The organism is Rhodococcus sp. AG1013, from assembly GCF_003350365.1.
Classification (GTDB): Bacteria; Actinomycetota; Actinomycetes; order Mycobacteriales; family Mycobacteriaceae; genus Prescottella.
Map to the genome: position 1 here is coordinate 16,822 of NZ_QQAT01000025.1, position 15,558 is coordinate 32,379.

Genomic DNA, 15,558 nt, shown 5'->3' on the forward strand with positions numbered 1-15,558 from the left:
CACTTCAGGAAGACCCCCGAAAATGCGCACCTCCCAGGCTTTCGCCACCACCACCGCGTCGTTCTCCGACGATCCGTTCTCGCTCCGCTTCGGCCTCCCGCTGCCGCGCGACATGCGCGCCCAGGCACAGGGTCTGACCTGGGCCGAGTTCACCGAGCGCTTCGGCCCCACCGGCGGCCCCGTCCGCCTGGGCAGCTGGACGTCGGAGCACCTCGGCGCCGGTCGGCACACCTTCACCGCCACCCTCGGGCTCGGCGACACCATCTCGTCGGCGTCCGCGACGGCCACCGGCCCCATCGCGGCGCTGACGTCGATGCTCTACGACGCCGGTTTCCAGCTCGAGATCCTCTCGTTCCACCAGCAGCGCACGTCGGCGGGCACCGCGACGTTCCTCCTGTGCGAGCACGAGGGCGAGCGCCGCTGGGCGATGTCCATCGCCGACGACTGCAACTCGTCGGCGCGGGAAGCGATCATCGCCGGCGCCAACCTGCTGCACCGCTGAGAAAGTGATCATCCGGACCGATCCGGGGTGGGAGGCGGCTCCGAATACCGGGTGACCGCCTCCCCCTCGGAAAGGACCGCCATGCGCGCCACCAGGAAAGTCACCGCCGGATTGTTCGCCGCTGCCGCCGCGGCACTGCTCGTCAGTGCGCCCGCCGCGGCCCAGCCCACCGGATCGGCCGACCTGTGGCAGCCGCTCGCCCCGATCCCGTCGTTGGACGTGGCCCGCTACGCCGGCACCTGGTACCAGCTCGCGGCGGTGCCGCAACCGTTCAACCTGGACTGCGCGCGCGACACCCGCGCCACCTACGGCGTGATCGACGCGTCCAACGTCAGCGTGAACAACACGTGCACCACGTGGACCGGCGGGACCAACGGCATCGTGGGCAACGCCCGCGTCAACGACCCGGCCACCAACGCGCAACTGCACGTGAGCTTCCCGTCGGTGCCGTTCCAGAACTCGGCCGACGGCCCCACCAACTACGTCGTCACGTACATCGCCGACGACTACTCGTGGGCCCTGGTCGGCGACCCCATGCGCGTCTCCGGGTTCGTGCTCTCCCGCACCCCCGCCGTGAGCGCAGAGGGCTGGCAGCAGATCCGCAGCGTCGTCGAGTCCCGCGGCTACAACTCGTGCCTGCTGCTCACCTCGCCCACCACCGGCGGACGCTCCGACATCGCCCCGCTGTGCACCGTGTGATGCTCAACGATCGGTGACTGCCCCCGAACCGGCCTCGTCCTCGTCGGCCAGTTGATCGAGCACGGCCGACAGCCGACGGATCGAGGCGAGCGCGTCGGCCAGCTCGTCCCGGCCCATGGCCCGCGCCAGTCGGGCGGCGAAGGCGGCGTGAGCGGGGCCGATCCCCGACACCGCCCGACGCCCCTCCGGCGTGGGCGTGACGAGCTTGGCACGGCGGTGCGCGGGGTTCGGCTGGTACTCGGCCAGACCCCGGGTGACCAGCAGATCGGCGATGCGCTGCACGCTCTGCCGGGTGATGCCCATCTCGCGGGCGATGTCGGCGACCGACAGCGGCTGCGTCAGGACGGCGCCGAGCACCTGCCACCACGCGGCGGTGAGACCCACCGGGCGGGCCAGCCCCTCCGCCACCTCGAGGAACTGGCCGTTGAGCCGGAACGAGCCGAGCGCGAGACCGCTCAGCAGATCCTGGTCGTCCCGTGCACTCATTCCGCCATCAGTTCGTAGAAGCCCGCGGGATCGCGGTCCCCGTAGAGCTTGAACCACGACGCCAGCACACCCGGCGCGAACACGTCGAGCCGTTCGAGGATCTCGCGGGCGAAGTGGACCGGCGCGTTGGCCGCGCCCGTGATGAGGTCGCGATCGGTGACGGCCGGCTCGTCGCGGTACAGGTGCCCGCCCGCATACCCGACCGAGTTGAGGAACTCGGCCGCGTTGCTCGTGTGCGCGCGGTCGTCGAGCAGTCCGGCCATCGCCAGCCCACCCGTTGCACCGCAGATCGCGGCCACCGGCACCCCCGCAGCGAGGAAATCGCGTGCCTTCGCCGCGAACGGCGAGAACTGTTCGGTGTTCCAGATGTCGTTGCCCGCCAGGATGAGCATCGCGCTGTCCTGCGGCCTGACCACGTCCAGCGTGGTGTCCGGGACGACGCGCATTCCGCCCATCGTCACGATCGGGCTCGCGGTGGCGCCGACCGTGGCCACGGTGAATCGGCCCGGCTCCCGCTGCCACATCGGCTTGTTGATGTGATCGATCGCCAGACCGATCTCCCAATCGACGAAGGTGTCGTACACGGCGACATGCACTGTTTCAGTCATGACAGGAGGCTGTCACTTTGACAGCATTCTGTCAATACCCACCGGGCCGCACTCAACCGGTCGCGGCGTACTCCCGCGCCGCGGCGCCGGTGATGTTGGTGAGCATGCCCTTGAAGATGATCCCGTGGAACGGCAGGATCGAGTACCAGTAGAGCCGTCCCGCAAGACCTTTCGGGAAGAAGATGGCGCGCTGCTCGAGCCGGGAGCGGTGCGGGCCGTCCGGGTGCACCCGCCATTCCAGCCAGGCACCGCCCGGCGTCCGCATCTCCGCGCGCAACCGCAGCAGCGAGCCGCGGTCGATCTGCTCGACGCGCCAGAAGTCCAGGGGGTCACCGGTGTTCAGGCGGCGGGCGTCGCGTCGCCCGCGGGTGAGCCCGACCCCGCCGACGAGCCGGTCCAGCCAGCCGCGGATCACCCACGCGAGCGGGAACGAGTACCAGCCGTTCTCGCCGCCGATGCTCTCGAGCACCCGCCACAACGTGTCGGCGTCCGCGTCGCAGCCGGCGCTGCGCTCGTCGGTGTACACCGCCTCCCCCGCCCAGTTCGGGTCGGACGGAAGCGGATCCGACGGCGCACCCACCGGCGACGCGCTGGCCCAGTTGGTCTCCACCTCGCCGCTCCGTATACGGCGCAGCGCCAGCCGGACGGCCTGCCGGTACGGCGTCAGCCCCTCCTTCGGCGGCGGGATCACGTCGTCGATGTCGCGGTTCGCGGCGACGGCGTCGTTGTGGAGCGACTCGATGAGCGCCCGCCCCAGCGAACTCGGGATGGGCGTCACCAGCCCGATCCACAGTCCCGCCAGCCGCGGGGTGAGCACCGGCAGCACCAGGACGCGGCGACGCCGCAGCCCCGCCACGTCGGCGTACACCTTCATCATGTCGCCGTACGTCAGGACGTCGGGGCCACCGATGTCGAAGGTGCGACTGCCCGGCAGCGGGGCCTCGGCCGCCGCCACCAGGTAGTAGAGGACGTCGCGCACCGCGATCGGCTGGATCCGGTTGTTCACCCACCGGGGCGTGGTCATCACCGGCAGCCGATTCGTCAGGTGCCGGATCATCTCGAACGATGCCGATCCGGACCCGATGACGACCCCGGCCTGCAGCACCATGGTCGGGATCCCGGAGTCCACGAGGATGCGGCCGACCTGCGCGCGCGAGCGCATGTGCGGCGAGAGTTCGGTGCCCTCGGGGTGCAGTCCCCCGAGGTAGACGATGCGGCGGACGCCGCTCGCCTTCGCCGCGGCCGCCAGGTTGGACGCCCCGATCCGTTCGGTCTCCACGAACTCCGTCGACGTCCCCATCGAGTGGACGAGGAAGTACACGACGTCCATGTCGGCGGTGGCCGCCGTCAGCGAGTCCGGATCGCCCAGATCGCCGCGGACGATCTCGACCTGCTTCGCCCACGGCACGTCCCGCAGTTTCTCCGGGGACCGCACCAGCACCCGCACGTCGTACCCGGCCGCGAGCAGGCGCGGGGCGAGACGGCCACCGATGTACCCGGTGGCCCCGGTGACCAGCACCCGTGGTCGCTGCACCGTTCCACGGTAACCTCGATGGTCATGAGCGCGCTCGACGAACCGGTCCTCCTCGACACCGACGGGGTGTACGGCTACCTGCACCGCCCCGCAGGCGACGCGGCCGGCAAACTGGTCCTCGCCCACGGCGCCGGCGGTGACTTGAACGCAAAACTGTTGCAGGCCATGGCGTCCGGATTCGCCCAGCATGGACTTCTGGTGCTGCGCTACAACCTCCCGTTCCGCCGACGACGGGCGTCGGGCCCGCCCAACCGGGCCCACGCCGGCACCGACCGCGACGGCATCGTCGCGGCCACCGACGCGATCCGCGAACTCGCCGACGGCCCCCTGCTCCTGGCCGGACACTCGTACGGCGGCCGCCAGTCCACGATGCTGGCCGCGGAACGGCCCGATGTCGCGGACGGCCTTGTGCTGCTGTCGTATCCGCTGCACTCACCGGGCAAACCGGAGAAGCAGCGCACCGAACACCTGCCGCAACTGCGCACCCCGTCGCTGTTCGTACACGGCGACCGGGACCCGTTCGGCACGCCCGACGAGATGCGCGCCGCCCTGGAACTGATCCCCGCCGAGCATCCCCTGCTGTTGATCGAGGGCGGCCGCCACGGACTCGACCCCGACCGCGCCGACGTGGTGGCACGGACCGTCACCGCCGCCGCCGAGCTGTTCGCGCTGCCCGCCGCGCGCTGACGCCGGAGCCGTTGTCCCACATCGTCTATCGGTACCCGATCCCCGACGAGCGGGAGGTCAGGGCATCAGCGCCGAGCTGCCCGCACTGACGTCGAGCGACGTGCCGGTGACGTACCGCGCCTGTTCCGAGACCAGGTACAGCACCGCGTGCGCGATGTCCTCCGGCGCCACCCACGGCACGCGCATCGGGGTGATACCGGCGTAGCGGGACTCGACGGTCTCCCGCGTCGGATTCTCGACATCCGGGGCGAACAGCCCGTAGAAGGCCTCGTTGTGAACCATCGGGGTGTCGACCGAGCCCGGACAGACGGCGTTGACGGTGATCCCGTATCGGGCGAGTTCGAGCGCGAGCGTCTTCACGAGGCCGATCACGCCCCACTTCGCGGACACGTAGTGGGCGAGGTTCGGGATGCCGGTGCGCCCGCCCATCGACGACGTCGCGACGATGCGTCCGTAACCCCGTTCGATCATGTGCGGGGCCACCGCACGCAGCGTCTTGAACACGCCGGTGAGGTTGGTGTCGACGACGGCGTCCCACATGTCGTCCGTCAGGTCCCACGTCTTCGCGAACGCGCACACACCGGCGTTCGCGACGCAGATGTCGATCTTGCCGAACTCCGCGATCGCGGTCGCGACGGCCGCGTCCACCGCCGCGCGCTCGCGCACGTCCACGACTGCGGTTCGGCAGCGCACGCCGTGCTGCTCCACCAGCCGCCGCGTCTCGTCGAGGTCCGCGACGGCGGCCAGCGGGTACGGCACCGTCGCGACGTCGGCGCAGATGTCGATGCCGAACACGTCCGCGCCCTCCGCGGCGAGCGCGAGAGCGTGCGCGCGGCCCTGGCCCCGCGCGGCGCCGGTCACGAATGCGGTCCGCCCTTCGAGTTGCCCCATATCTCCTCCAAGTCTCTACTGCCCCAGATCATTACCGATAGGACGCCCGTCCGGTCCAGAGTCTCCTCCACGGAGCGGGCAACGGGCCCTTTCCGGAGCGGGAACCGCGCCGTCCGCAAAGCACTGCCGCGACGTGACCGCGCTGGGTAGTCTGAAAAGCGACCAACTACCGGGAGGTCGAGGAATGCTCTACAGCGATATTCCGAGTCATGCCGAGGTTCGCCGGCTCGCCGGGGTGGAGGGTCACACCTGCATCTCGATCTACACGCCCACCGAGGACGACATCCAAGAGCCGGGCAAGAGTCGTATCGAGTTCACGAACCAGGTCAAGTCCGCGCTCGAGCAAGTCGAAGACCACAAGGAACGGGTGGCATTCGAGCAAGCATTCGACGACCTGATCGAGGACGAGGCCTTCTGGTGGTATCAGGCGCGGACGCTCGTCGTGCTCGCCACGACGGACAGGGTGCGGCGCTACCGACTGCCCAACCGGCTCGGAGCGTGTGCCATCGTCAGCGACCGCTTCTACATCAAGCCGCTGCTGCGGACGGTGACCTTCCCGCAGACCGCGTTCGTACTGGCCCTCGCCGAGGGATCCGTCCGATTGATCGAGGTCACGGCCGATCAGCCGCCGGCAAAGATCGACGTGCCGGGTCTGCCCAAGGACGCTGCGAGCTACGCCGGCGTGCCGTCACTCGGCAGGACGACCGGCGGCCGCGTGCACGGCCGGGGAGGATCCGCCGGGGGTGCCGGGAGCGGGCGGGCGGCGCCCGACCGCGCGCCGGGGCGGGTGCAGGGCGAAGAGGGACGAAAGCTGCGCGTGCGCGAGTACGCCCGCGCGATCGACCACGAGCTGCGCAGCGTGCTGACGGGACGGGACACTCCCCTGATCCTGGCCGCCGCCGAACCGACGGCCTCGATCTATCGTTCGGTGAACAACTACCACCAGCTGCTCGACGAGGGCATTCAGGGCAATCCGGAAGAAATGAGCGACGAGCAGATCGCCCGGACCACTCGCACGGTCCTCGACGGTCACTACGCCCAGCAACTCGCGGACACCCGCAAGCAGTTCGACGACCTGCGCTCGAAGGGCCGGGCCCAGGTCGAGATCTCCGACGTGGCCCGCTCCGCGACGTTCGGCCGAATCGAGACGCTGCTGGTCGACATCGAGGGCATCGTCCCCGGCACGATCGACCCGGACAGCGGAACCGTCGAACTGGCCGAGCTGAACGGCAACCACGAGTACGGCGTGGTGGACGAGATCGCCCGGCGGGCACTGCTCACGGGCGCGAAGGTCCTCGCCGTCCGCTCGGGCGACGTGCCCGACGAGGTACCTGCGGCCGCGATCCTGCGGTTCGCGCAGTGAGCGACGGAACCCACTGCACCGGAACCGATCCGCGGCATGGGGCTAGGACGCCCCCGATCCGAAGGAGCCACCCGAGCCCGTAGCGAGCGCGTCGGGTACGTACAGGGCGAACCCGATGGGCGGGGTTCCGTACCCGTACTCGGCACCGGTGTGGGTCCACGTCCCGGGCAGCGAACCCGTGAAGTCCGGCCTGCTGATGTCGTTCAGCCTCCCGGTCAGGGCCATGTTCCCCGTCGGCGCACCGTAGCTGGTGGTCTGCGCGAACTCGTCGAACGGCGGGTACGCCCCGAAGGTGATGTACTTCGCCGACTGCGACGCCAGCGCCGCGCGGTCGGTCACCTTCCGGAACAGCAGGATCGGATAGCCCTGCCCGATGTATCCCGGGAAGGCGGCTTGTCCCGCGTCCTCGAAGATCGGGACGTTCGCGTCGAACGCCGCTTGCAGCGTGGCCAACGTCGGCGGCAGTGCCGCATCGGTTCCCCCACTGGATCGACACGAGGCGGCCCGGTTTCCGGTGCCACTACCGGGCTTGTCGCCTGCGGCCGCTGCACCGTTACCGGGCACCCCGTACCGAGCTCCGAGGGCGCCGCGTCACGCCCCCGCGTCGTCGCGTGCCGCGAGGAACTGGGACAGGGTCGCGACGATGAATGCGTCGGCCGCCTCCTTGTCCACTCCCAATTCGGCGAGCACGCCGGCGCCGTCCTCGAGTTCGAGCAGCGCGAGGAGCAGGTGCTCGGTGCCGATGTAGTTGTGCCCCAGCCGCAGTGCCTCCCGGAACGTGAGTTCGAGGGCCTTGCGCGCGCCGGCGTCGAAGGGGATGAGCTCGGGCAACTCGTCGACGCCCTCCGGCAGGACCGCGGTGGCTGCCTGCCGAACGGATTCGGGAGTAAAGCCCTGGGCGGCGAGCACTTTCACCGCGATCGCCTCGGGGTCCGCCAGCAGGCCGAGCACCAGGTGCTCCGGGGTGATCTGGTCGTTGCCCGCGGCCCGCGCCTCGTTCTGCGCCGCCATGACGACGTTGCGGGCGCGGGGGGTGTACCTGCTGAAGCCCTGACTGGCATCGAGGTCGGCGGGCTCCTCGGGGCCCTTCGGCACGAACCGCTTCTGTGCGGCCTGCTTGGTCACCCCCATGCTGCGGCCGATGTCGGTCCAGGACGCGCCCGAGCGTCGGGCCTGGTCCACGAAGTGGCCGATCAGGTGGTCGGCCACCTCGTCGAGGTGCTCGGCGGCGAGGACCGCATCGGTCAGCTGTTCGAGTGCATCGGTGTGCACCTTCTTGATGGCTTCGATGAGATCGTCGAGCCGCACGGGGTTCGACATGCGCGTCGGATCAGTCATACGACAACCGTAGGTTGACGATCCGGGATCGTCAACCCCGGGTTGTCGATTCTTTCGGTACTCGGACCGGCGCCTCGGCACCTATCGTGAGGAGAGGATCGTCACCAGACGAAGGAGCCCGCTGTGCCCGACTACGGCCACACCATCCGATTCGGCTACTTTCTCGTCCCCGATGCCCACGCTCCGCGAGCGGCACTCGACACCGCCGCCGTGCTGGACGAAGCCGGGTTCGACCTCGTCGGCATCCAGGACCACCCCTATCAGAAGAGTTTCCTCGATGCGTGGACCCTGTTGTCCGCCATTGCCGCTCGCACCGAGAAGCTCGCAGTGTTCCCGGACGTCGCCAGCCTGCCGCTGCGCCCGCCCGCGGTGCTCGCGAAGGCCGCCGCGAGCCTCGATCTCCTCAGCGACGGCCGCGTCGAACTCGGACTCGGCGCCGGCGCCTTCTGGGACGCGATCGCGGCGATGGGCGGCGAGCGACGCTCGCCCGGGGAGTCGGTGCAGGCCCTCCGGGAGGCGGTATCGGTGATCCGTCTGATGTGGAGCGGCGAGCGATCGATCCGGTTCGACGGCGAGTTCCACTCCGTGAACGGCGTCCACCCCGGGCCCGTTCCCGCGCACCCGATCGGCATCTGGATCGGCGGCTACAAGCCGCGCATGCTCCGCCTGATCGGGGAGATGGGCGACGGCTGGCTGCCGTCGCTCGGCTACATCGACGCCGACGGGATCGCCTCGGCCAGTGCGGCGATCGACGACGCGGCCACCGCCGCGGGCCGCGACCCGTCGCGCATCCGACGCGTCCTCAACATCGGCGACGGAATCGACGTCCGGGACGTCGAGAACCTCCCCCGCGCACTGTCCTCGCTCGCGCTCGATCACGGCTTCGACACGTTCGTCCTCAGCGGGCCCACCGACGAGCCGTCCCTGCGGTACCTGGCGGGTGAGGTGTTCCCACGCGTGCGCGAACTGGTGGACCAGGGCCGTTCCGGAGCCCGCTGACGGACGGGTCAGTCCTCCGCCGTCACGAACCCCTGGTCCACCAGCCACTGCCGGGCCACGGCCGCCGGATCCTTGCCGTCGACGTCCACCTGACGATTGAGTTCGGTGATCGCCTCGTTGGTGAGCACCGCCGAGATCGGCGCCATCACCTCGGCCACCTCCGGGTACTGCTCGGCGAAGTCCGCCCGCATCGTCAGCGCCGGGTTGTACTTCGGGAAGAACTGCCGGTCGTCCTCGAGCACCACGAGGTCGAGGGCCGCGATTCGGCCGTCGGTGGTGAACACCTCGCCGAACTTGCACTGGCTGCCGTCGGCGGTGGCCTGATAGATGATGCCGGTCTGCAGGATGCGCTTCTCCGCGCGGGCCGGATCGAACCCGTACGCCGCCGCCATGCCGGGGAAGCCGTCCTGACGGACGTTGAACTCGGTCTCGACGCACGTCGCCGCCGCAGCCGGATCACGTTGCACCAGAGCGGCGTAGTCCGACAGCGTGCGCACGCCGGTCTGCTCCGCGGTGGCCCGACTGGTGGCCAGCGCGTACGTGTTGTTCATCGGCGCCGGGTCGGTCCACACCATGCCGTTGCGCGCGAGGTCCTCGTCCCGGACGGCCTCGAACTGCGCCTGCGAATCCGGGATCGGCTGCTCGTGCCCGAGGTAGTTGATCCACCCGGTGCCGGTGTACTCGTAGCTCACGTCGATCTGCCCGGCCAACTGCGCGTCACGGGTGCTGTTGGACCCCTGGATGTTCGTGAGGTCGCGGACATCGGCACCGGCGGCGGACAACGCGAACTCGATCATGTAGCCGAGAATGATCTGCTCGGTGAAGTCCTTGGAACCGACCGTGATCCGAGCACCGTCGAGCTCGGGCACCGGCTGGATGCTCGCCGGGCCGACCTTCAGCGGGAGGGCGCCACCGGATTCCAGGCCGCACGACGCGATCAGGGTGGTCGCGAGCACCACCGCGGCACCGGCCAGGACCCGTCGAATCACCGTCATGTCAGCGCAGCCCCTTCGGCCCGAGGTACGTCTCGGCGAGGGCACCGAGCCAGTCGACCAGCAGCGCCAGTGCGACGGCCAGCACCGCACCGACGACGAGGGTCACGTTGTCGCGCAACTTGTATCCCGTGTCGATGAGGATGCCGAGACCACCCGCGCTCACCAGGAAGCACAGCGTGGCCGTACCGACGGCGAGGACCAGCGACGTCCGCAGCCCGGCCAGGATGTACGGCACCGCCAACGGGAACTCCACCCGCCGCAGCACCGCGAGCGCCGACATCCCCTGTCCGCGTCCGGCGTCGACGAGGGCCGGGTCCACCTCCTGATAGCCGAGAATCGTGTTCCGCAGCACCGGCAGCAGCGAGTAGAACGCGATGGGCAGCACGCCGATCCAGAACCCCGTCGTCCGCGTCGCGAGGTAGAACAGCACCAGCAGGCCGATCGCCGGGGCGGACGCGCCGATGTTGGCGATTCCCACGAATACCGGTGCCAGCTTGGTGAATCCGGGGCGGGTCACGAGGGTACCGAGCGGCACCGCGAGCGCCAGCACGATCAGGACCACCACGACGGTGATGAGCACGTGCTGCCACGTGAGGGTCGCGATGTTGCCGATGCTGATGCTCGCCTGCTGGGTGGCAGTGAGATCGCGGGTGAAGGCCCACCCCAGCACGCCCCCCACCAGCAGGAGCACGAGCAGCGGCTGGACCAGGAGCCTGGCCCGTTCGGCGCGTTGCGCGGCAGCCGGTGTCTGCGTGGTCATTTCGACGAGTCCTCCGCCGCACCGGCAGTGCTGTTCTGGGCGTCGGCATGATCGTCGGCGTGTTCCTCGCGCATCTCCTGCAGCGCCTGCACCAGGGTGTCGATCGTGATGAGCCCGACGAACTCGCCGCGCCGGCCGGTGACCGCCGCCGACGCGCTGCTCTGCACCAGCAGCGCCTCGAGCGCGTCCTGCAGCGTCGACTGCACCGACACCAGCTCGCCCACCGGTTCGCCGATGTCCTGCAACGACGCCGCCGACGCGAGCTGCGCCGGCGACACCCATCGCAGCGGGCGGTCGCGGTGGTCCAGGATCAGCCCCCAGTGGGCGTCCTGTTGCGCGAGCGCCCGGCGCAGGTCGGCCACGGAGCCGTCCCGGTACGCGGTGGGACAGTCCGTCATCTCGACGTCCCGGACCCGGGTGAGCGTGAGCTGCTTGAGCGAGGCGTCCGCCCCCACGAACCCGGCGACCATGTCGTTGGCGGGATTCGCCAGGATCGCCTCGGGAGTGTCGTACTGCATGATGTGGGACTGACTGCCCAGCACGGCAATCCGATCGCCGAGCTTGACCGCCTCGTTGAAGTCGTGGGTGACGAACACGATGGTCTTGCCGAGCTCGGACTGCAGGCGCATCAGCTCATCCTGCAACAGCCCGCGCGTGATCGGATCCACGGCCCCGAACGGCTCGTCCATCAGCAGCACCGGAGGGTCGGCGGCCAGGGCCCGGGCCACCCCGACACGTTGCTGCTGACCGCCGGAGAGCTGGCGCGGGAACCGGTCCCGATAGGTATCGGGATCGAGGCCCACCAGGTCGAGCATCTCGTCGGTGCGCTCGGCGATGCGCTTCCTGTCCCACCCGACCAGGCCCGGGACGGTGGCCACGTTCTTGGCCACCGTGAGATGCGGGAACAGCCCGGCCTGCTGGATCGAGTAGCCGATCCCCCGCCGCAGCCGGTCCGGATCGATCGAGTGGGTGTCGCGGCCGGCGATCGTGATGGTGCCCGACGTCGGCTCGATGAGCCGGTTGATCATCCGCATCGTGGTGGTCTTCCCGCAGCCCGACGGCCCCACGAACACGACGATCTCGCCGGCGGGAATGGTCATCGACACCCCGTCGACGGCGGCAACGCCCTGCCCGGGGTACTGCTTGACGACGTCGTCGAGCACGATCTCGACGCCCTTGCCGGTCTGTTCTTCGGCGGGTAGCAGTTCAGTCACGGATCCCCCTGGAGGTGGTGAGGCGCCCGACGAGGACCAACAGCCCGTCGAGAACGAGCGCGAGAATGACGATGAGCACGGTTCCGGTGAGCGCCTGCGGCACCGCGGTGGGGCTGCCGACGCGGGACAACCCGGAGAAGATCAGGTTTCCCAGGCCCGGGCCCTTGGCGTAGGCCGCGATCGCGAGGATGCCCATCAGCATCTGGGTGCTGACCCGGATGCCGGCCAGGATCGACGGCCAGGCCAGCGGCAGTTCGATCCGGCCCAGGACGCGCAACCGGTTCATCCCCACCCCGCGGGCCGCGTCGGTGATCGCGGGATCGACCGACGCGAGGCCGATGATCGTGTTGCGGATGATCGGCAGCAGCGCGTACAGCACCAGAGCCGTCACCGTGGGCGCGACGCCCAGCCCGAGAATCGGGATGAGCAGGCCCAACAGGGCGAACGACGGCAACGTCAGGATCGTGCTCGCCAAACCCGTCGCGACCGCCGACCCGATGGGACTCCGGTAGACGGCAATCCCGATCAGGACCGCGATGATCCCGGCGATGACCACCGACTGGACGACGGCACTGACGTGGAGGTACGAGTCCGTGAGCAGCTGCTGGCGCCGCTCGAACACGAAATCCCACAAGGTCTGGAAATCCAAACCGGGCACTCCCTTCTGCAACGCGGAAGGGCGGAAACGCCCACCCGGACAGTCCGAGCAGGCGTTTCCGTTTCGACGCCGCGCTGCGCTTGCCGTCCACATTGCCCCTATCGGGCGGATTCTGCACGGCAATCGAGTCAGAGCGTCAGCGTTCGTGACCGAAGAGCAGTCCGCTGCGCGCGATCGGACGAACCGCGATCCGTACCAACGCCAGCGAACTGTCGTCCCCGGCCGACCGGTTCGAACCGATCCACCCGCAGCCGGCACAGCTGTGGATGATCACCCATTCGCCACCGTCACGCACGGTGATCGAGATGGGGTCCATCCGGCCCCGACACGACGACGCGCGGTCGCCGGGTACGGTCCGGTCCACGTGCCGACTGCACAGACAGTGCGGACAATGGTTGCGATGAGCGGTGCCGGGCGCGCGCATCGGCACGTCCAGCCCGCACCCGACGCACCGGAACGACGAGCCGCGCCGCGCCGGGCCGTCCCTGTGCACCGGCTTGCCGCGTTGCCGTCGTCCGGCTCCGATGTTCCTGCGTGCCATTCGAACTCCTCCCCGCGCTACAACTGGGCGAGGTGCTCGAGCGGGAACGGCGGCTGCGCCAAGGGTTTCACCGCGATCCGCACCAGCAGCAACTGGTTGTCGTCGCCGGCCACCGGGCTGGCCGACAACCGGTCGCAACCGGTGCAGCGATGGATCAGCATCCAGTCACCGTCGCGGAGCACGGCGATGGCGATCGGGTGGGTCCGCGAACCGCAGCGCTGCTCGGCGGTCGAGCCGTGCTTGCCCGCCAGGCAGTTCGGACAGTGCGTGCGCGGGCCCGCGTCCGGCGTCGCCCGGGACACGGCGAGTCCGCAGCGGATGCAGGTGAAGGTCGAGAGATGTGAAATTGGTGTGCCTCGATGGGACACGCGGATTCTCCTCCGTGAGATCGATTGAACGGCAGCGATTGCCGAGCATGTCGATCCCGCGAGAAGCTCACACCGGACGGAAGACCCGATGTCGTCGTCGGATCACCGGCCTGAGCAGTTCACGGGAGCGTGAAGGTACTCGGCGGTTGTCCGGGGCATAATTCACCACTTTCACCAGCGCAGGGACCGGCCGTGTGCCGGATGTCGTGAACCCTAGGTTCCCGTCGGTGGTGCCGCAATCGAATTATCGCGCTGCGGATGCGGTGGCACCGAACTGCAAGTGCGCCAGCGCTACCCGTGCATCGTCGATAGTCGGCGGACACCTCCGGCGGCACCGGAATCGCGCGGGGCCGGGTGTAGTTGCGGACCCGGCCGCCGTCGGGATCGTCGAAGCGGGCGCCGACCACCACCACCGGGTACGCAGCGACGACGAACCGGTGGCGACACTCGAACGCGAATGGGCCGAGGTCGCCGAACTGTGGCGCACCAGCCTCGAGCAGCGGCGCACGGTCCAGCAGCACCTCATGGAGGCACTCGCCGGCAAGGCCGTCGACGTGGCACTGGTCCTGCTCAGCCCGGAGACCTACACGCGAATGGTCTTCGACAGCGACTGGTCGCCCGAACGGTACGAGCGATGGGTGCACGACACAGTGTCGGCCGCAGCCGGGATCTGATCGGAATTCCGAGGGGCGAGAGTTAGTCTCGGGCGATGACCACCCAGAAGTCCGATTCGATCCTGACCCGCGTATCACCGACCCAGTGGGCCGCACTCGCGCTCGCCGTCCTCGCGATCATCTTCGTCGCCCAGAATCGGCACGACGTATCGATCTCGCTGTTCTTCATCTCGGTGACGGCGCCGCTGTGGTTGACGCTGCTCGTCATCTTCGCGATCGGGTGGCTCGTGGGGATGCTCACCACGCGGCGGCGCAAGTCGTCGAAGGGCTGACCTCGGACTGCGATCGTCCCGACGCCCGGACAGCACCGTGCGAAGTCAGCGTCGACGGCTGAACCAACCCCGCTTGCGTTTGCTCCGGTCGGCATCGAACTTCAGGCGGAGGACGGTCCGGTCGGGGTCGAAGGCGCTCGGGGAGTGGTCGACGACGATCTCGGCGGCTTCGGTGGTGCCGATCGTGTCGCCGTCGTTGATGACGGGTCCTTGCTCGACAAGGTACGAGGCGATGCTCGTGAGGCGGTCGAAGGTGTCCTCGGCGGACTCGGGGGTCTCCGGGATTTCGACGTCCGGGAGGCCGAGCATGCCGAGACCCCGTGTGTGGCCGGTCATCACGCCGTCCGGGCGCTCACCGATGTTGATCGCGACCCATGCAAGCAACGACGGCTCGGGCAGCGTGTCCAGCATGAGATCGCGGAACAACGCCGGCAGGACGACGTGATCGGCACTGCCGAAGTACACAGCGCGAACGGTGTCGGTGAGCGCGATGATCGACGCAACGACGCGGGACAACAACACGGCGTGCGCGATCGCGTCCTCGTGTCCGTCCCCTCGGCCGAGGACAGTGACAATCGTGTGTGCCGAGTAGTCCGCCGGCGCGGGTACCTCGTTCGGCCACAGGCGGCTGTGCTCGACGATCTCGGCGACGTCGTCACCCGCCGGGGACGGGACCGTCAGCAACGCGATCATCTTGCCGTCCAGGTCGAGACACATCGGCGCATCACGGTCGGCGGACTCGTCCCCGCCGACGGCCAGCCCGGAGAAGTCGACGTCGGGCCAGTCCAGCTGCAGTTGCGCAGCCAGGGCTCCTTCGGTGACATCGGCGTCGAGTCGGTCCTGGAACAGCATCGCGAGCGTGGGCATGACTCCCCCTCAGGCTTGGTCGTGTAGCGCGATCGGTCACCTCGCCGGGTGCTTCCGGTGTCCGGTTCGCGCGTTACACCCTATCGGGCAACCGGACAGGGC

The 15,558-nt window shown here is 69.2% G+C and carries 20 protein-coding genes; 7 read left to right on the plus strand and 13 right to left on the minus strand.

Annotated elements, in window-relative coordinates; genetic code table 11:
- Nucleotides 1-22: 22 nt before the first annotated feature.
- Together DEU38_RS24010 and DEU38_RS24015 are read left to right on the plus strand one after the other, a co-directional pair.
- Nucleotides 23-502, plus strand: coding sequence for a 2-isopropylmalate synthase (locus DEU38_RS24010; protein WP_114723898.1), 480 nt, complete (start codon nt 23-25; stop codon nt 500-502).
- Between the two features lie 81 nt (nt 503-583).
- Nucleotides 584-1,201: a lipocalin family protein gene (locus DEU38_RS24015; RefSeq protein WP_114723899.1), complete on the plus strand. Its 618-nt coding sequence runs from the start codon at nt 584-586 to the stop codon at nt 1,199-1,201.
- 3 nt (nt 1,202-1,204) lie between these two features.
- Here DEU38_RS24015 and DEU38_RS24020 read toward each other — a convergent pair whose 3' ends face one another.
- From DEU38_RS24020 to DEU38_RS24030, 3 genes are read right to left on the minus strand one after another with little or no spacing between them, the layout of a single operon-like run.
- Nucleotides 1,205-1,687 (minus strand): MarR family winged helix-turn-helix transcriptional regulator, encoded by a 483-nt coding sequence (locus DEU38_RS24020; RefSeq protein WP_114723900.1) that lies wholly within the window; start codon nt 1,685-1,687, stop codon nt 1,205-1,207.
- Entirely contained in the window at nt 1,684-2,295 is a 612-nt protein-coding gene (locus DEU38_RS24025) for a DJ-1/PfpI family protein (RefSeq protein ID WP_114723901.1), read from the minus strand. The genes DEU38_RS24020 and DEU38_RS24025 overlap by 4 nt, the downstream gene beginning before the upstream one ends.
- Before the next feature lie 52 nt (nt 2,296-2,347).
- Nucleotides 2,348-3,829: an SDR family oxidoreductase gene (locus DEU38_RS24030; protein WP_114723902.1), complete on the minus strand. Its 1,482-nt coding sequence runs from the start codon at nt 3,827-3,829 to the stop codon at nt 2,348-2,350.
- A 24-nt stretch (nt 3,830-3,853) separates the two neighbouring features.
- On the opposite strand from DEU38_RS24030, the gene DEU38_RS24035 reads away from it, so the two are divergent.
- Nucleotides 3,854-4,516 (plus strand): alpha/beta fold hydrolase, encoded by a 663-nt coding sequence (locus DEU38_RS24035; RefSeq protein ID WP_114723903.1) that lies wholly within the window; start codon nt 3,854-3,856, stop codon nt 4,514-4,516.
- 57 nt (nt 4,517-4,573) lie between these two features.
- Here DEU38_RS24035 and DEU38_RS24040 read toward each other — a convergent pair whose 3' ends face one another.
- On the minus strand, nt 4,574-5,407 hold the full coding sequence (locus DEU38_RS24040) for a mycofactocin-coupled SDR family oxidoreductase (RefSeq protein ID WP_114723904.1): 834 nt from the start codon (nt 5,405-5,407) through the stop codon (nt 4,574-4,576).
- Between the two features lie 184 nt (nt 5,408-5,591).
- Between DEU38_RS24040 and DEU38_RS24045 the strand changes: the two genes are divergently transcribed.
- On the plus strand, nt 5,592-6,770 hold the full coding sequence (locus DEU38_RS24045) for a hypothetical protein (protein ID WP_114723905.1): 1,179 nt from the start codon (nt 5,592-5,594) through the stop codon (nt 6,768-6,770).
- A gap of 42 nt (nt 6,771-6,812) precedes the next feature.
- On the opposite strand, the gene DEU38_RS24050 is transcribed toward DEU38_RS24045, so the two are convergent.
- Together DEU38_RS24050 and DEU38_RS24055 are read right to left on the minus strand one after the other, a co-directional pair.
- Entirely contained in the window at nt 6,813-7,334 is a 522-nt protein-coding gene (locus DEU38_RS24050) for a hypothetical protein (RefSeq protein ID WP_147283583.1), read from the minus strand.
- A gap of 27 nt (nt 7,335-7,361) precedes the next feature.
- On the minus strand, nt 7,362-8,108 hold the full coding sequence (locus tag DEU38_RS24055; protein ID WP_181818925.1) for a Clp protease N-terminal domain-containing protein: 747 nt from the start codon (nt 8,106-8,108) through the stop codon (nt 7,362-7,364).
- 123 nt (nt 8,109-8,231) lie between these two features.
- Here DEU38_RS24055 and DEU38_RS24060 point away from each other — a divergent pair, with 123 nt between their 5' ends.
- The gene (locus DEU38_RS24060) at nt 8,232-9,107 is read left to right on the plus strand and encodes an LLM class flavin-dependent oxidoreductase (RefSeq protein ID WP_114723907.1); all 876 of its coding nucleotides are present in this window, start codon (nt 8,232-8,234) and stop codon (nt 9,105-9,107) included.
- Nucleotides 9,108-9,115: 8 nt separating this feature from the next.
- Here DEU38_RS24060 and DEU38_RS24065 read toward each other — a convergent pair whose 3' ends face one another.
- From DEU38_RS24065 to DEU38_RS24090, 6 genes are all read right to left on the minus strand, one after another.
- Nucleotides 9,116-10,102 carry a glycine betaine ABC transporter substrate-binding protein gene (locus DEU38_RS24065; RefSeq protein ID WP_114723908.1) on the minus strand — a complete coding sequence of 329 codons (987 nt, stop codon included), beginning with the start codon at nt 10,100-10,102 and terminating at the stop codon, nt 9,116-9,118.
- A 1-nt stretch (nt 10,103) separates the two neighbouring features.
- Entirely contained in the window at nt 10,104-10,862 is a 759-nt protein-coding gene (locus tag DEU38_RS24070; protein WP_114723909.1) for an ABC transporter permease, read from the minus strand.
- Nucleotides 10,859-12,076: an ATP-binding cassette domain-containing protein gene (locus DEU38_RS24075; RefSeq protein WP_114723910.1), complete on the minus strand. Its 1,218-nt coding sequence runs from the start codon at nt 12,074-12,076 to the stop codon at nt 10,859-10,861. The genes DEU38_RS24070 and DEU38_RS24075 overlap by 4 nt, the downstream gene beginning before the upstream one ends.
- Nucleotides 12,069-12,725, minus strand: a complete 657-nt coding sequence (locus DEU38_RS24080; RefSeq protein ID WP_114723965.1) for an ABC transporter permease — start codon at nt 12,723-12,725, stop codon at nt 12,069-12,071. Before DEU38_RS24080 ends, DEU38_RS24075 begins: the two co-directional genes overlap by 8 nt.
- 145 nt (nt 12,726-12,870) lie before the next feature.
- On the minus strand, nt 12,871-13,275 hold the full coding sequence (locus DEU38_RS24085; RefSeq protein ID WP_114723911.1) for an RNHCP domain-containing protein: 405 nt from the start codon (nt 13,273-13,275) through the stop codon (nt 12,871-12,873).
- Between the two features lie 17 nt (nt 13,276-13,292).
- On the minus strand, nt 13,293-13,643 hold the full coding sequence (locus DEU38_RS24090; RefSeq protein ID WP_114723912.1) for an RNHCP domain-containing protein: 351 nt from the start codon (nt 13,641-13,643) through the stop codon (nt 13,293-13,295).
- A 437-nt stretch (nt 13,644-14,080) separates the two neighbouring features.
- Between DEU38_RS24090 and DEU38_RS24095 the strand changes: the two genes are divergently transcribed.
- On the plus strand, nt 14,081-14,317 hold the full coding sequence (locus DEU38_RS24095) for a hypothetical protein (RefSeq protein ID WP_181818926.1): 237 nt from the start codon (nt 14,081-14,083) through the stop codon (nt 14,315-14,317).
- 35 nt (nt 14,318-14,352) lie between these two features.
- On the plus strand, nt 14,353-14,589 hold the full coding sequence (locus DEU38_RS24100; RefSeq protein WP_114723913.1) for a lipopolysaccharide assembly protein LapA domain-containing protein: 237 nt from the start codon (nt 14,353-14,355) through the stop codon (nt 14,587-14,589).
- Between the two features lie 45 nt (nt 14,590-14,634).
- Here the strand turns inward: DEU38_RS24100 and DEU38_RS24105 are convergent, their stop codons facing one another.
- Nucleotides 14,635-15,456 (minus strand): DUF4261 domain-containing protein, encoded by an 822-nt coding sequence (locus DEU38_RS24105; protein WP_114723914.1) that lies wholly within the window; start codon nt 15,454-15,456, stop codon nt 14,635-14,637.
- Between the last annotated feature and the right edge of the window lie 102 nt (nt 15,457-15,558).

What these genes read in the sequence shown, in the direction of transcription:
- DEU38_RS24010 (WP_114723898.1), top strand. Translation starts at nt 23, where the DNA reads ATGCGCACCTCCCAGGCTTTCGCCACCACCACCGCGTCGTTCTCCGAC.
- DEU38_RS24015 (WP_114723899.1), top strand. Translation starts at nt 584, where the DNA reads ATGCGCGCCACCAGGAAAGTCACCGCCGGATTGTTCGCCGCTGCCGCC.
- DEU38_RS24020 (WP_114723900.1), bottom strand. Translation starts at nt 1,687, where the DNA reads ATGAGTGCACGGGACGACCAGGATCTGCTGAGCGGTCTCGCGCTCGGC.
- DEU38_RS24025 (WP_114723901.1), bottom strand. Translation starts at nt 2,295, where the DNA reads ATGACTGAAACAGTGCATGTCGCCGTGTACGACACCTTCGTCGATTGG.
- DEU38_RS24035 (WP_114723903.1), top strand. Translation starts at nt 3,854, where the DNA reads ATGAGCGCGCTCGACGAACCGGTCCTCCTCGACACCGACGGGGTGTAC.
- DEU38_RS24040 (WP_114723904.1), bottom strand. Translation starts at nt 5,407, where the DNA reads ATGGGGCAACTCGAAGGGCGGACCGCATTCGTGACCGGCGCCGCGCGG.
- DEU38_RS24045 (WP_114723905.1), top strand. Translation starts at nt 5,592, where the DNA reads ATGCTCTACAGCGATATTCCGAGTCATGCCGAGGTTCGCCGGCTCGCC.
- DEU38_RS24055 (WP_181818925.1), bottom strand. Translation starts at nt 8,108, where the DNA reads ATGACTGATCCGACGCGCATGTCGAACCCCGTGCGGCTCGACGATCTC.
- DEU38_RS24065 (WP_114723908.1), bottom strand. Translation starts at nt 10,102, where the DNA reads ATGACGGTGATTCGACGGGTCCTGGCCGGTGCCGCGGTGGTGCTCGCG.
- DEU38_RS24070 (WP_114723909.1), bottom strand. Translation starts at nt 10,862, where the DNA reads ATGACCACGCAGACACCGGCTGCCGCGCAACGCGCCGAACGGGCCAGG.
- DEU38_RS24085 (WP_114723911.1), bottom strand. Translation starts at nt 13,275, where the DNA reads ATGGCACGCAGGAACATCGGAGCCGGACGACGGCAACGCGGCAAGCCG.
- DEU38_RS24100 (WP_114723913.1), top strand. Translation starts at nt 14,353, where the DNA reads ATGACCACCCAGAAGTCCGATTCGATCCTGACCCGCGTATCACCGACC.
- DEU38_RS24105 (WP_114723914.1), bottom strand. Translation starts at nt 15,456, where the DNA reads ATGCCCACGCTCGCGATGCTGTTCCAGGACCGACTCGACGCCGATGTC.